The organism is Desulfocurvus sp. (assembly GCF_023230885.1).
Classification (GTDB): domain Bacteria; phylum Desulfobacterota; class Desulfovibrionia; order Desulfovibrionales; family Desulfovibrionaceae; genus Desulfocurvus.
The window spans coordinates 1-14058 of the sequence record NZ_JALNWM010000074.1; the positions used below are offsets into that span (position 1 = coordinate 1).

At 70.8% G+C, this 14058-nt stretch carries 11 protein-coding genes; 4 read left to right on the plus strand and 7 right to left on the minus strand.

Going from position 1 to position 14058, the window contains the following annotated elements; all coding sequences use genetic code 11:
- Positions 1–243: 243 nt before the first annotated feature.
- The 4 genes from M0P34_RS07020 to M0P34_RS07035 are packed head-to-tail and all read right to left on the minus strand — an operon-like array spanning position 244 to position 4987.
- Complete coding sequence (locus M0P34_RS07020; protein ID WP_291497813.1) at positions 244–1824, minus strand: sigma 54-interacting transcriptional regulator; 1581 nt, start codon at positions 1822–1824, stop codon at positions 244–246.
- Between the two features lie 23 nt (positions 1825–1847).
- On the minus strand, positions 1848–2441 hold the full coding sequence (locus M0P34_RS07025; protein WP_291497815.1) for an indolepyruvate oxidoreductase subunit beta: 594 nt from the start codon (positions 2439–2441) through the stop codon (positions 1848–1850).
- The gene (gene iorA / locus M0P34_RS07030; protein WP_291497817.1) at positions 2441–4285 is read right to left on the minus strand and encodes an indolepyruvate ferredoxin oxidoreductase subunit alpha; all 1845 of its coding nucleotides are present in this window, start codon (positions 4283–4285) and stop codon (positions 2441–2443) included. Before iorA ends, M0P34_RS07025 begins: the two co-directional genes overlap by 1 nt.
- Positions 4286–4321: 36 nt before the next feature.
- Entirely contained in the window at positions 4322–4987 is a 666-nt protein-coding gene (locus tag M0P34_RS07035; RefSeq protein WP_291497819.1) for a hypothetical protein, read from the minus strand.
- Between the two features lie 231 nt (positions 4988–5218).
- Between M0P34_RS07035 and M0P34_RS07040 the strand changes: the two genes are divergently transcribed.
- From M0P34_RS07040 to M0P34_RS07050, 3 genes are all read left to right on the plus strand, one after another.
- The gene (locus tag M0P34_RS07040) at positions 5219–6478 is read left to right on the plus strand and encodes a glutamate-5-semialdehyde dehydrogenase (RefSeq protein WP_291497822.1); all 1260 of its coding nucleotides are present in this window, start codon (positions 5219–5221) and stop codon (positions 6476–6478) included.
- Positions 6479–7153 (plus strand): nicotinate (nicotinamide) nucleotide adenylyltransferase, encoded by a 675-nt coding sequence (locus M0P34_RS07045; RefSeq protein WP_291497823.1) that lies wholly within the window; start codon positions 6479–6481, stop codon positions 7151–7153.
- 67 nt (positions 7154–7220) lie between these two features.
- Complete coding sequence (locus tag M0P34_RS07050; protein WP_291497825.1) at positions 7221–8051, plus strand: hypothetical protein; 831 nt, start codon at positions 7221–7223, stop codon at positions 8049–8051.
- Between the two features lie 334 nt (positions 8052–8385).
- On the opposite strand, the gene M0P34_RS07055 is transcribed toward M0P34_RS07050, so the two are convergent.
- The 3 genes from M0P34_RS07055 to M0P34_RS07065 form a co-directional block, all read right to left on the minus strand.
- On the minus strand, positions 8386–9195 hold the full coding sequence (locus M0P34_RS07055) for a DUF169 domain-containing protein (RefSeq protein WP_291497827.1): 810 nt from the start codon (positions 9193–9195) through the stop codon (positions 8386–8388).
- 445 nt (positions 9196–9640) lie between these two features.
- Complete coding sequence (gene ettA, locus M0P34_RS07060) at positions 9641–11323, minus strand: energy-dependent translational throttle protein EttA (protein WP_291497833.1); 1683 nt, start codon at positions 11321–11323, stop codon at positions 9641–9643.
- 130 nt (positions 11324–11453) lie between these two features.
- The gene (locus M0P34_RS07065; protein ID WP_291497829.1) at positions 11454–12029 is read right to left on the minus strand and encodes a manganese efflux pump MntP family protein; all 576 of its coding nucleotides are present in this window, start codon (positions 12027–12029) and stop codon (positions 11454–11456) included.
- A gap of 227 nt (positions 12030–12256) precedes the next feature.
- On the opposite strand from M0P34_RS07065, the gene M0P34_RS07070 reads away from it, so the two are divergent.
- On the plus strand, positions 12257–13768 hold the full coding sequence (locus M0P34_RS07070; protein ID WP_291497831.1) for a catalase: 1512 nt from the start codon (positions 12257–12259) through the stop codon (positions 13766–13768).
- Positions 13769–14058 lie beyond the last annotated feature (290 nt).

The following is a 14058-nucleotide window of genomic DNA, read 5'->3' on the forward strand; positions in this document are numbered from 1 at the left end:
CGGCCCCGGCGAGACGACCCTCACCGGGCGCGACCTGCGGCTGTAGGCGCGGCGAGCGGCGGGGGGCTCCGGTGGCGTCGCGCCCCGGCCCATCCGGCGCGGGGTCGCGCAGGCGCGCGGCGCACCAGCTGTAAAAATACTACGGCCAGGGCGGCCAGGGCCGCGCAGGCGCGCGGCGCACGAGGGGCCCCGGGGGAACGTTCCCCCGGGGCCCCTTGCCGCGGGCGCGCCGGGCCGGGCCCGCTACTGCCCGTAGGGCCGTTTCTTGGCCCTGGCCACGGCGTACTTGCGCGAATCGATGCGGTACTTCTTCACCTTGTAGTTGACGATGCGGTAGCTGGCCTTGAGGTCGCGCGCGGCCTGGAGCATGTTGCCGCGCGACTTCTTGAGGGCGTCCACCAGGAGCTCCTGTTCGAAGCGGGCCACGGCCTCGCCGAAGGAGAGGTTGGTGTCCGTGGCCGAGCTCTCGGCGGTTTGCAGGCTGGGCGGCAGATGGTAGGTGCGGATGACCTCCTCGTCGCAGACCAGCACCGCGCGTTCCATGCAGTTGCCCAGCTCGCGGACGTTGCCGGGCCAGTGGTACTGGGCCAGCAGGTCGATGGCCGGGGTGGAGATGCGCTTGACGCTCTTGCCGTATTCCCCGGCGAAGTTGTCCATGAAGTGCTCGGCCAGGGGCAGGATGTCCTGCCTGCGTTCGCGCAGGGGCGGGATGAAGATGGGGAAGACGTTGATGCGGTAGAACAGGTCTTCGCGGAAGGTGCCCTCGGCGAGCATCTTTTCCAGGGAGCGGTTGGTGGCGCAGACCAGGCGCACGTCCACATGCAGGACCTGCTCGCTGCCCAGGCGCTGGATCTCGCGCTCCTGCACCGCGCGCAGCACCTTGGCCTGGGCGTCCAGGGACAGCTCGCCGATCTCGTCCAGGAACAGCGTGCCGCCGTGGGCCAGCTCGAACATGCCCTTCTTGTTGGCCACCGCGCCGGTGAAGGCGCCCTTCTGGTGGCCGAACAGCTCGGATTCCACGAGGTCGGCGGGCAGGGCCGCGCAGTTGAGCTTGATCAGCGGCTTGCCCGTGCGCGGGCTCACGCTGTGGATGGCCTCGGCCAGCAGCTCCTTGCCCGTGCCCGACTCGCCGCGCAGCAGCACGGTGGCCCGGCTGGGCCCCACCTGGGAAACCTGCTGGAGCACCAGGCGCATGGACTTGGACGCGGCCACGATATTGGGGTGGGCGTATCCGTCGCCTGTGGCGCCGGGGGTCATGCCCTGGGCCAGCAGGTGGCGCTGCATGGCCAGCTCCTCCTGGAGGGTGGCGGCCTCCCTGGCGACCATGGCCGCCACCACCTCCAGGAAGTTCAGGTCCGGGAGCAGCTGCTCCTCGGGGCCGGCGGGCAGGTCCACCGACAGGGTGCCCAGCACCTCCTTGCCGCCTTCGGCCTCGTTCATCACCGGCACGCAGATGAAGCCCAGGCGGGCCATCTCCTCCTTGGTTCGGCCGAAGGCCAGGTTGAGGAAGGACTCGTGGTCCTTCATCACCGGCACCACCACGGGCTTGCCCGAGTCCATGACCTGGCCCGTGACCCCCTGGCCCGGGGTGTAGGTCACCTGGGCGTACTTCTGCGAACCGTAGGTCACCGACAGGCGCATGGAGTTGGTCTCGGGGTCGAGGATGGTCAGCAGCGCCCGCTTGTAGCCGTGGTTTTCGCACAGGGTGCGCAGCAGGGACTTCAGGCCCGTCTGCATGGCGCCCCTGGGGGCCATTTCCCGGATCGCCTCTTTCAGGGTCGAGAAATAGCCGACCAGCGCGTCGGTGGGGATGGTGCGCGTCATGATCTGGGCTCCCGTGTCCCGTTTTATGCCGGGCGGACTTCCGCCACGCCGTATTCCACTGCCTTGAGGTTCATGTCCACGAGCTTGGGCTTCAGGGCCTTGCGCACCGAGGCCGCGAGGTCGGCGGGGGTCATGGGCACGGCCCCGGTGGCGCACAGGGCGCCCAGCAGGGCCAGGTTGCCGCATTGCAGGGCCCCGGCCTTGGCGCCCAGGGTCTGGCAGGGCAGGAACACGCTGCGCCCGGCGCAGGCCGCCACCCGGGCCCGGATCTCGTCGAGGCCCGGGGCGGTTTCGCGGCCCATGGTCACGCCGATGGCCGGGATGGACTCGGAGTTGCTGACCACCAGGCCGCCCGGGGCGAGGTAGGGCAGGGCGCGCAGGGTCTCCAGGGGCTCGAAGCCGAGCAGGATGTCGGCCTCGCCCCTGGCGATGCGCGGGCTCTTGAATCCGCCGATGAGCAGGGTGGACTCCACCACGCCGCCGCGCTGGGCCATGCCGTGGACTTCCCCGGCGGTGACCGCCAGGCCCTTGTCCATGGCCGCCCGCGCCAGCATGATGGTCGCGGTGAGCGTTCCCTGGCCGCCGACGCCGGTAAGGAAGATGCGGACCTTGGGCATTACGCGCTCCTCTTGCGGGCCTTGATGTCCTTGCAGATCTGCAGGCAGAACATGCAGCCCGTGCACTGGTGTTCGTTGATGGTCACCTCGCCGGCGGCGTTCACGGCGAAGGCCGGGCAGGCCAGGGTCGCCAGGCACTGGCGCACGGCCTCGCCCTGCCGGGCCACGGTGGCCACCATGGGCATGGTCTTCTTCATGGTCCGTCGGGCGAAGAGCACGCAGGGCTCCTCGGCGATGAGCACGCGCACCCCGGACTGGGCGCGCATCTCCTCGATGGCCTGCGCCGTGGCCTTGTAGTTGTACGGCGTGACCTTCTTCACGTTGCACACGCCGCAGCCGCGCACGATGGTCTCGATGTCCACCTGGCAGGGGTTCTCGCCGTGGATGGTCACGGAGACGCCGGGGTGGGGCTGGTGGCCGGTCATGGCCGTGGTGCGGTTGTCCAGCACGACCACCAGGAGGTCGTGGCGGTTGAACACGGCGTTGACCAGCCCGGTGATGCCCGAGTGGAAGAAGGTCGAGTCGCCGATGAAGGCGACCACGGGCTTGCTCTGCGCCTTGGCGAAGCCCGACCCGGCGGAAACCGACGAGCCCATGCACAGCAGGAAGTCCGCAGCCGACAGGGGCGGCAGGATACCCAGGGTGTAGCAGCCGATGTCCGAGGAATAGACCGCGTCGTCCCCGAAGGCCTGGCGCACGGCATAGTACAGGGCGCGGTGCGAGCAGCCCGCGCAGAGGTTCGGCGGGCGCATGGGCAGCGGCCCGGGGGCCTCGCAGGCCCTGGCCGCGGGCTGGCGCTTGCCCAGCACGCGGAACATGGCCGCGCGGACCTCGGCGGTGGAATACTCGCCCAGGCGGGTCAGGTCGGGGCCCTTGCCGTGCACGGCGAGGGTCAGGCCCTTGTCGTGGGCCAGGGCGCGCACGGCCTGCTCCACCAGCGGCTCGCCCTCCTCGACCACCAGGACCTTGGTCAGCCCCTTGAGGAAGCGGGCGATCTTCTTCTCGGGCAGGGGATAGGTCATGCCCAGGTCAAGAACCTTGAAGCGGCCCTTGAAGGGCGCCTCGTGGAGCACGTCGGCCACATAGGCCCGGGCCATGCCCGAGGCGATGATGCCGATCTCCCCGCGCCCGCGCACGGTGTTCCAGGGCGATTTCTCGACCTCCTGGGCGATCTCGTCCAGGGCCTTGAGCAGGGCGACGTGGCGCGCGCGGGCCACGGCCGGGATGGGCACGAAGCGCATGGGGTTCTTCTTGAACTCCGGGCCGTGCTGGGCGCCGGGGCGGTCGGCGAAGACCACCGGGCCGCGCACATGGGACACGCGGGTGGTGGTGCGCAGCATGACCGGCTGGCCGAAGCGCCGCGACAGCGCGAAGGCGTCGCGGGTCATGTCCTTGGCTTCCTGGGCGGTGCAGGGCTCGAACACGGGCAGCCCGCCCAGGCGGGCGTAGATGCGGTTGTCCTGCTCGTTCTGGCTGGAGTGGCAGCCGGGGTCGTCGGCGGACAGCAGCACCAGCCCGCCCGGGGTGCCCACATAGGTCATGGTCATCAGCGGGTCGGCGGCGACGTTGACGCCCACATGCTTCATGGTCACCAGCGACGGGGCGCCGGCCAGGGCCGCGCCGCCCGCCACCTCCAGGGCCACCTTTTCGTTGGTGGAGTACTCGAAGTGGAAGTCGCCGTCGGGGGCGATGCGGAAGAAGGTGTCGGGCACCTCGGAGGAGGGGGTGCCGGGATAGCAGGAGACGAAGGCCACTCCGGCCTCCAGGGCGCCGCGCACGATGGCCTCGTTGCCCAGGAGCAGGTGTGTTTCGCCGCCCTTGTTGTCCAGCAGCGGATGGGCCATGATGTTTACTCCGGTCTTTCCGTGGTTGCTGTTGGGCTAGGACGCGCTGGGCTGCGCGGCCCGCAGGGTCTTGATCTTGGCGGTGATGAAGGCGGAGCTGCCGCCCTGGTTCTCGGCCAGCATGGCTTCCCAGGCGGCGATGGCCGCGTTGGGGTCGCCAGCCTTTTCGGCCTCGTAGGCCAGGCGTTCGAGCAGCAGCATGGTGTACGCCTTGGGCAGGTTCTGGCGCATGCCCTCGAGGACGGCCTGGGCCTCGGCGTGGCGCCCCGCGCGGGACAGCTCGGCGGCCTGGCCGAAGCCGGGCACGGCGCCCAGGTCGGCCCCGCCGATCTGCGCCCAGACGGCGGCGGCGTCATCGTGGCGCCCGGCGGCGGAGAGGCTTGCGGCCTGTTCGAGCAGCGCGGTGGCGCGCAGGGATTCGGGGGCCTGGGCGGCGAAGGCGGCCAGGGCCTCGGCGCGCTTGGCGGGGTCGGCCTCGGCGACCAGGGCTCCCAGCTCGGCGCGGCTCTGCTCCAGGCGTGTCTTGGACACGGCCTTGTAGGCCGCCAGGGAGCCGACCACCAGCAGCAGGGCGGCCACCACGCCGACGATGAGCTTGATGTGGGCGACGATCCACTGCAACGCGGGGTGCAGCGACTCCTCCACCCCGGCCTCCAGGGCGTCCAGCGGAGACGGGGTTTGGGCGGCGGTTTTCTCGGTCATTGCCAGGGCGACCTCCATGCTATGGATGCAAGTTGACTTCGGGCGGAGTTTCCGCAACAAAAAACGGGCCCCCCGCAGGGGCTCTCCTGATGTACCCATGCTTTACAGAAATGTCAAAAGAACTTTTGCCCCGCCAGAGGCTGGCGGCGGCGTCTTCATTTCTGTAAAAGCTGTGTTTTCATGCACGAGAAATGCGCGGCGCACAACCCCCGCCGCGCCGCAGGAGGACACATGGATATCCGCAAGGAAATGACCGAGCTGGGCCGCCGGGCCAAGGCCGCGGCCCGGATCATGGCCGGGGCCGACTCGCGCGCCAAGGACGCGGCCCTGCTGGCCCTGGCCGACCTGCTGGAGGCCGAGGGCGCGGCCATCGCCGCCGCCAACGACCGCGACCTGGAGGCCGCCCGGACCGCCGGGATGGACGCCCCGCGCCTGGACCGCCTGCGCCTGACGGACAAGGTCGTGGCCGCAATGGCCCGGGCCTGTCGCGAGATCGCCGCCCAGAACGACCCCGTGGGCGGGGTCGACACCATGTGGCGCCGGCCCAACGGGCTGCTGGTGGGCCGGATGCGCATCCCCCTGGGCGTCATCGCCATGATCTACGAGTCGCGGCCCAACGTCACGGTGGACTCCGGGGCCCTGTGCCTCAAGGCGGGCAACGCCGTGATCCTGCGCGGGGGCAGCGAGGCGTTCCACTCCAACCAGTGCCTGGCCGGGCTGGTCCACCGCGCCCTGGCCGGGGCGGGCCTGCCGGCCGACGCCGTGCAGCTCGTGCCCACCACCGACCGCGCCGCCGTGTCGGCCATGCTGAAGCTCGACCAGTACATCGACGTGATCATCCCGCGCGGGGGCGAGGGGCTCATCCGCGCCGCGGTGGCCGAGGCGACCATGCCCGTGCTCAAGCACTACAAGGGCGTCTGCCACGCCTATGTGGACGCCGGGGCCGACCAGGACCAGGCCCTTGAGGTCGTCTTCAACGCCAAGGTCCAGCGCCCGGGCGTGTGCAACGCCCTGGAGGGCCTGCTGGTCCACGCGGACGAGGCCGGGGCCTTCCTGCCCCGGGTGGCCCGGCGCCTGGGCGGGGCGGGGGTCGAGTTCCGGGCCTGCCCCCGGGCCCTGCCGCTTCTGGGGGCCACGGCCCGCCCCGCCGGGCCCGACGACTTCGGCCAGGAGTTCCACGATCTGGTCCTGGCCGTGCGCGTGGTGGATTCCATGACCCAGGCCCTGGACCACATCGCCGAGCACGGCTCCAACCACACCGAGATCATCCTGACCCGCGACCACGGCCGGGCCATGCGCTTCCTGCGCGAGGCCGACGCCTCCATGGTCGCGGTCAACGCCTCGTCGCGCTTCAACGACGGCGGCGAGCTCGGCCTGGGCGCGGAGATCGGCATCAGCACCTCCAAGCTGCATTCCTACGGCCCTATGGGCGCAACGGAGCTGACCAGCACCAAGTTCGTGGTCTTCGGCGACGGGCAGGTGCGCGCCTAGATGGGCGCCGTGGCGCAGGGCGGGCCCGGGGTGGGCATCCTGGGCGGGTGCTTCAACCCCGTGCACAACGGGCATCTGCGGCTGGCCATCGAGGTCCGCGAGCAGCTCGGCCTGGAGCGCGTGGAGCTGATGCCCGCCCATGTGCCGCCGCACAAGTCCGGCGAGGGCATGCTGCCCTTCGCCCTGCGCGCGGCCCTGGCCGAGGCCGCCGTGGCGGGGGTTCCCGGGCTGGCGGTCTCGCGCCTGGAGGCCGAGCGCCCCGGGCCGTCGTACACCGTGGACACCCTGGCCGCCCTGCGCGCGGCGCGGCCCGGGGTCCGGCACTGGTTCATCCTCGGCGCGGCGGACCTGCCCGGCCTGCCGGCCTGGCGCCGGGGCCTGGAGCTGCCCGCCCTGTGCGACCTGGCCGTGGCCGGGCGCGGCGAGGCCGGGCCCGAGGCCGTGGCCGCCTTCGTCGCCGCCCACTGGCCCGGGGCCGGGCCTGACGGCGCCGGGGGCTGGCTCCTGCCCGGGGGCGGGCGCCTGCGGCCCGTGGCCCTGCAACGGCTGGATATCAGCGCCTCGGACGTGCGCGCGCGCTGGCTGGCCGGGCGCTGCCTGGCCGGGCTGGTGCCCGCCGAGGTGGCGCGCCTGCTCGACGCCGCGCGCCACGCCGCGCGCGCCGCCTGGAGCTGACCGCCCGGGCGCGGGCCAGGATCGAAAACCAGAAGGCCCGGGGCTGCCGGGCCGGGAGGTCGACGCCGTGTTCGAGACGCCCGCCAAGAAAATCCGCGAAGACATCGCCCGGGCCCGGGTCGCCCTGGGCCGGGACGAGCTGCCGCGTGCCCTGGGCCATCTGCTGGACGCCGTGCGCGCCCTGGGGGCGGCGCAGGTTTTCGGGCGCGAGAAGGCCGAGGTCCAGGCCCATCTCCAGGACTGGCTGCGCGAGTTCAACCGCCATCCGGCCGTGAAGAGCCATTATGCGGCCAAGGGCGTCCACGTCACTCCGTATGTGAAATACAAGGGCGGGGCCGAGGCCGCCCTGGCCGGGGCCCTGGCCGGGCTGCTGGACGAGCTGGAGAACCGGGACCGCCAGGAGGCCCACCGCGCCGAGGAGCGCCGCGCCCGGCACAAGGAGGAGCTGCTGGCCGGGGCCCAGGCCGCCCTGGACGCCGGGGAGTTGCCCAAGGCCAAGGCCCTGCTGCGCCGCGCGGGCGAGGAGTTCGGCCAGGAGCCGGGCCTTTTGGCCGACTGCGGCCAGCGCCTGCTGCGGGCCGGGCTGTTCCTCGACGCCGGGGAGATGCTGGAGCGGGCGGTGGCCCAGGACCCGCGCGACAGCCGCGCCCTGGCCGGGGCCGTGCAGGCTTACGGCGCCGCCCGCGAGTTCCCCAAGGTCGAAGCCCTGTACCTCCAGGCCCTGCAAACCTTCGGCAACCACCCGCGCACCCTGCTGCACATGGCGCGCATGTACATGGAGTGGCGCAGGTTCGACGACGCCTACGACTGCGCCCGCAAGGCCCGGGAGGCCGACCCGGGCCTGGACGAGGCCCAGGCCATCATGGACCAGGCGGGCAGGCACATCTTCACCCGCTGAGGCTGCCGACCCCTTTGCCCCCGGGCCTTCCCCGCCCTGGCCCCTTCGGCCCTGATCCTCCCCCGCCCCGCCGCCCGCCCGGCCCGCAACAAGGCCAGCCCCCGCGGCCGGGGCCGCGGGGGCTGGAATATCCGGCCCGGTCCGGGGCCGCTCCCTGGGCGCCGGGGCCGGACGTAACGACCATCGCGCCGTCCACCTGGACGGGGGGCCGCTCCCCGGGCGCTGGAGCCGGACGGCGAACATCCGGAAGCCATACAACTCAGATACGGCCGCTCCCTGGGCGCCGGGGCCGGACCCCGGCTCCGGGGGGCGGGCCGGAACCGGCCCGCAGCGGCTAGGCCTGGGCGTCGTCCCCGGCCTTGCCCTTCTTGAAGGTGATCAGCGGGCAGTTCTTGCAGATGTCGCCGCCGGGGAAGGGCTCGCCCAGGCGGGTGATGGACGCGCCGCCCTTTTCGGCCACGCGTTCCTCCAGGCGCTTGACCACGCCCATGAGCTGGGCGCCGGGGATGGAGACGTTGATCTCGCCGCGCTCGGTCTTGCCCGCGTTGTAGCTGCCGCTGCACGCCAGGTACAGGTTGGCCTGGTTGGCGTTGAAGGCGAAGACGTTGCCGCCGCAGGCCGCCGAGTTCATGGTCACGTTCGGGCGCAGGGGGTGCACGTCGTGGGCGGCCATCCAGTCGTCCAGGATGTGGTAGGCCTGCATGTTGTCGCAGTAGAAGTGGACCACGTCGGGCTCAAGGACGCTCTTGGCCAGCGGGGTCACGGCCACGGCCAGCAGGCGGCCTTCCTCCAGGCGCGGCTTGGTCTTCACGAACTTCTCGGCCTGCTCCATGCTGGTCACATACTTGCGGTGGCTCTTGATTTCGCCCTCGTCCAGGGGCTTCCAGCCGAAGACGAACTTGGCGTTGGTGCAGCCCAGGCGGTCGGGCTCCATGAGCACCGGGATGCCCTCCATGCGCGCGCCGATCTCGGCCTGGCAGAAGGTCAGGGGCTTCACGGGCAGGTAGTATTCCGTTTCGGCCTTGAAGCGCTCCAGCTCGGCCTCGTCGAAAAAGAACTTCACGGCGACGGGGTAGTGCATCAGCCGGAGTTCGTTCATCAGGACGGATTGCATGTGGGCGTTCTGGGACTGGGACTGGGACATGGGGTGCCTCCTCGCGTGATTGGACGGCCACGGGGCGCGACGCCGTCCGGCTGATGTGTGTTGCTTCCTGTTCGCCCGTGAGCGCGCCGCGCCCTGGACAGTGCGGCGGACGAGCTGCACGCCGTCCTGCCCCCGCGCGCGGGCGCGCCGCACAGGGGCCGTGTATGCCGGGGGCAGGCCGTTGTCAGCGCTTTGCGGGCACTTGTTATTTTTGTAACAAGTGCCTGTTTTTATTATGCTCTTCATAGCCGAAGACAGGCCCCGGACATGTCCGGGGCCTGTCTTGGCGTGCGCGCCGTGCGCCGGGGGGCGGGTGCCGTGCGCGGGGTGCGGGGGGCCGTGCGCCGGGTGCGGGCTGGGGCCTCCACCCGGCGCGCGCCCCGCGCGGGGGAGCGGCGCCAGGGCCGGGGCGACTGCCGCCGGGGGCGCGCGGTCGGCCCGGCGGCTAGCGGGTCAGGCGGCGGTACTTCATGCGGTGGGGCTGGTCGGCCTCCTTGCCCAGGCGGCGCTTGCGGTCCTCCTCGTAGTCCGAGTAGTTGCCGTCGAACCAGACCACCTGGCTGTCGCCCTCGAAGGCCAGCATGTGCGTGGCGATGCGGTCCAGGAACCAGCGGTCGTGGCTGATGACCAGGGCGCAGCCGCCGAAGTTGAGCAGGGCCTCTTCCAGGGCGCGCATGGTGTTCACGTCCAGGTCGTTGGTGGGCTCGTCGAGGAGCAGCACGTTGCCGCCCTCCTTGAGCATCCGCGCCAGGTGTACCCGGTTGCGCTCGCCGCCCGAGAGCACGCCGACCTTTTTCTGCTGGTCGGCGCCGGTGAGGTTGAAGCGCCCGATGTAGGCCCGGGAGTTGACCTCGCGTCCGCCCAGGTCGATGAGGTCGCGCCCGTCGGCGATGACCTCGAAGACGGTCTTGTCCGCCTCCAGGGCGTCGCGGCTCTGGTCCACATAAGCCAGCTTGACGCTCTCGCCGAGCTTCACGCTGCCCGCGTCGGGCTGTTCCTGGCCGGTGATCATGCGGAACAGGGTGGTCTTGCCCGCGCCGTTGCCGCCGATGATGCCCACGATGGCGCCGGGGGGCACGGCCAGGCTCAGGCCGTCCAGGAGCAGGCGGTCGCCGAAGCTCTTGGTCACGCCGTCCAGCTCGATGACGCTCTTGCCCAGGCGCGGCCCGGCGGGGATGTATATTTCCAGGTCCTTGGCCAGCTTCTGGCGCTCCTGGGACACGAGCTCGTCGTAGCGCGAGACGCGCGCCTTGCTCTTGGCGTGGCGGCCCTTGGGCGCGGTGCGGATCCACTCCAGCTCTTTTTGCAGGGTCTTGCGGCGCTGGTCCTCGCTTTTTTCCTCGTTGGCCAGGCGCTTTTCCTTCTGCTCCAGCCAGGAGGTGTAGTTGCCCTTCCAGGGGATGCCCCGGCCGCGGTCCAGCTCGAGAATCCAGCCGGCCACGTTGTCCAGGAAGTAGCGGTCGTGGGTCACGGCGATGACCGTGCCCGGGTAGCGTTGCAGGTGCTGCTCCAGCCAGGCCACGGACTCGGCGTCCAGGTGGTTGGTGGGCTCGTCCAGCAGCAGGATGTCCGGCGCGCGCAGAAGCAGGCGGCACAGGGCCACGCGGCGGCGCTCGCCGCCCGAGATGACGCCGACCGGCGTGTCGGGCGGGGGGCAGCGCAGGGCGTCCATGGCCTGCTCCAGGCGCGAGTCCAGGTCCCACGCGCCGCAGGCGTCGAGCTTGTCCTGCACTGCGGCCTGCTTGTCCAGCAGCTTCTGCATCTGGTCGTCGTCCATGGGCTCGGCGAAGCGGGCGTTGATGGCCTCGAATTCGGCCAGCAGGTCCACGATCTCCTGCACGCCCTCGCGCACGACCTCGATGACGGTCTTGTCCACGTTCACCAGGGGCTCCTGCTCCAGGTAGCCGATGGTGTAGCCGGGGGCGATGTCGGTCTTGCCCTCGAAGTCGGTGTCCACCCCGGCCAGGATCTTGAGCAGGGAGCTCTTGCCCGAGCCGTTCAGGCCGAGCACGCCGATCTTGGCGCCATAAAAGTAGGACAGGGAGATGTCCTTCAGGACGGGCCGCTGCTGGTGGTGCTTGCTGACCCGGTACATGGAATAGATGATCTTGTCAGGTGCGTCGCTCATGATGGTCATGCCTCGCCCGAAGGCGGGTTTGAGGTTGGCGGGCGGCGCGCCCGCGAGGCCCTTATACCTGAGGTCCGGGCGCAGTCAATGCCGGGGAAAAGGGGGCGCCGGGAGAAAAAACGGCGCGGGACTAGAACGGCAGGGCGCCGTGGTCGGCCAGGATCTTGATGCCGATGCCCAGCAGGACCACCCCGCCCAGGACCTCGGCCGCCCGGCCCACGCGCCTGGCGCGGGCCATGGTCCGCCCCAGGCGCATGCCCAGGGCGGTGAAGCCCAGGGCCACCGCGCCGATGACCAGGGCGGGCCACCAGACCGGGATGCCCAGCACCGACAGGGACAGGCCCACGGCCAGGGCGTCGATGCTCGTGGCCACCGAGAGCATGATCAGGGTCATGCCCCGGGTGGGGTCGCAGGTCGGGCGCCCGTCCTCGTGGTCGCGCAGGGCCTCGATGATCATCCTCGCGCCGATGTAGGCCAGCAGCGCGAAGGCCACCCAGTGGGCCCAGGCCTCCACCCAGTGGCGCACGGTTGCGCCCAGCAGCCAGCCGGTGATGGGCATGAGCGCCTGGAACAGCCCGAAATGCCACGCCAGGCGCAGGGTCTGGCGCAGGGTGGCGCAGCGCAGGGCCACGCCGGTGGCGATGGCCACGGCGAAGGCGTCCATGGCCAGGGCGATGGCGGTGAGCAGCAGTTCCAGGGCTTGCACGGCGGCTGTCCGGGGTTGAGGGTGGGCGGGAAGGTGGTTCTAGCCGCCCCGGCGGGGCTTGTCCACCCCGGGGCGGAGCGGGAAATGCCCTGTTTTGGTTTTGCCTTCCCCTGGCGGGGCGAAGCTGCTACCTTCATGGTAGGACTCTCCCCGGTTTTCAACCGGGCCGTGGCGCGCGGAGGCTGTGAGCCCCCGCGCCCCGGCCCGCAATGTCCAGGAGGACGACCATGACCAGGAAGCACAAGACGCTCACAGGCGCCTTCGGCAGGCCGGTTGCCAACGACCTGAACTCCAAGACCGCCGGGCCCAGGGGCCCGGTGCTGATGCAGGACGTGCACCTGTTGGAAAAACTCGCCCACTTCGACCGCGAGCGCATCCCCGAGCGCGTGGTTCACGCCAAGGGCGCCGGGGCCTACGGCCACTTCGAGGTCACCGCCGACGTGACGCCCTATACCCGGGCGGCGTTCCTGTCCCGGGTGGGCAAGCGCACCGAGGTCTTTGCGCGCTTCTCCACCGTGGGCGGCGAGAAGGGCTCCGCCGACGCCGAGCGCGACCCGCGCGGCTTCGCCGTGAAGTTCTACACCGAGGAGGGCAACTACGACATGGTGGGCAACAACACCCCCGTGTTCTTCATCCGCGACCCCCTCAAGTTCCCGGACTTCATCCATACCCAAAAGCGCAATCCGCGCACCAACCTCAAGGATCCCGACATGTTCTGGGATTTCCTGTCCCTGACGCCGGAATCCATCCACCAGGTGACCATCCTGTTCTCCGACCGGGGCACCCCGGCCACCTACCGGCATATGAACGGCTATTCCAGCCACACCTACCGCTGGTACAACGCCAGGGGCGAGACGTTCTGGGTCCAGTACCATTTCAAGACCGACCAGGGCATCCGCAACCTGACGGGCCCCCAGGCCCGCGAGATGTGCGCCGTCGATCCCGACCACGCCACCCGCGACCTCTTCGAGGCCATCGAGCGCGGGGACCATCCGTCCTGGACCCTGGAGATGCAGATCCTGACCCCCGGGCAGGCCCGCGACCTGCGCTGGGACGTGTTCGACATCACCAAGGTCTGGCCCCACGGCGAGGTGCCGCCCATGACCGTGGGCAAGCTGGTCCTCGACCGCAACCCGGTGAACTACTTCGCCGAGGTGGAGCAGGCGGCCTTCAATCCCAGCAGCTTCGTGCCCGGCATCGGCCCCTCGCCGGACAAGATGCTCCAGGGCCGCCTGTTCTCGTACCACGACACCCACCTGCACCGCCTGGGCCCCAACTACCACCTGATCCCGGTCAACGCGCCCAAGGCCGCGCCCGAGGCCAGCTACCAGCGCGACGGCTTCATGCGCACCGACGACGGCGGCGGCGCAGGCCCGAACTACTGGCCCAACAGCTTCGGCGCCCCGGGGCCCGACCCGGCCGTGGCCGAGCCGCCCCTGCCCATCGAGGGCCCGGCTGCGCGCCACGCCTACGAGCTTGTGGACGACGATTTCGTCCAGGCCGGTGCGCTTTATTCCAAGGTTATGACCGAGGCGGACCGCGTCAGCCTCGTGGCCAACATCGTCGGGCACCTGGGCGGCGCCTGCAAGCGCCTGCAACTGCGCCAGGCCGCGCTGTTCCTCAAGGCCAACGAGGACTATGGCGCCCGCGTGGCCAGGGGCCTGGGCCTGGACCTGGCCCAGGTGCGCGCGCTGGCGGCCATGACCCAGGAGGAGCGGGTGGCCGCCACGGCGCCCTGATCCCGTCCTTCCGCGCCCGGCGACGGGCCGGACATCGTCGAGGCCGGACCCCGGGCGCGGGGTCCGGCCCTTTCGCGTCCTGGCGCCCGGGGGCTCCGCTCCCGGCACCGGGGGGAGGGGCTTCCCGCGCCCTCCGGTCCGCAGGGGGCGGTTTTCCCGCGCCCCCTGGCGCCGGGGCGGGCGAAAATTTTCCCCGGGCGGACGGTAGCTTTTAATTGAAAATGATTGTAGGACTCAATCTCATCTTTCGGGTTGCCCAAGAAGGAGGCAGGAGAATGCAGATGCGAACC

What these genes read in the sequence shown, in the direction of transcription:
- M0P34_RS07020 (WP_291497813.1), bottom strand. Translation starts at nt 1,824, where the DNA reads ATGACGCGCACCATCCCCACCGACGCGCTGGTCGGCTATTTCTCGACC.
- M0P34_RS07025 (WP_291497815.1), bottom strand. Translation starts at nt 2,441, where the DNA reads ATGCCCAAGGTCCGCATCTTCCTTACCGGCGTCGGCGGCCAGGGAACG.
- iorA (WP_291497817.1), bottom strand. Translation starts at nt 4,285, where the DNA reads ATGGCCCATCCGCTGCTGGACAACAAGGGCGGCGAAACACACCTGCTC.
- M0P34_RS07035 (WP_291497819.1), bottom strand. Translation starts at nt 4,987, where the DNA reads ATGACCGAGAAAACCGCCGCCCAAACCCCGTCTCCGCTGGACGCCCTG.
- M0P34_RS07040 (WP_291497822.1), top strand. Translation starts at nt 5,219, where the DNA reads ATGGATATCCGCAAGGAAATGACCGAGCTGGGCCGCCGGGCCAAGGCC.
- M0P34_RS07045 (WP_291497823.1), top strand. Translation starts at nt 6,479, where the DNA reads ATGGGCGCCGTGGCGCAGGGCGGGCCCGGGGTGGGCATCCTGGGCGGG.
- M0P34_RS07055 (WP_291497827.1), bottom strand. Translation starts at nt 9,195, where the DNA reads ATGTCCCAGTCCCAGTCCCAGAACGCCCACATGCAATCCGTCCTGATG.
- ettA (WP_291497833.1), bottom strand. Translation starts at nt 11,323, where the DNA reads ATGAGCGACGCACCTGACAAGATCATCTATTCCATGTACCGGGTCAGC.
- M0P34_RS07070 (WP_291497831.1), top strand. Translation starts at nt 12,257, where the DNA reads ATGACCAGGAAGCACAAGACGCTCACAGGCGCCTTCGGCAGGCCGGTT.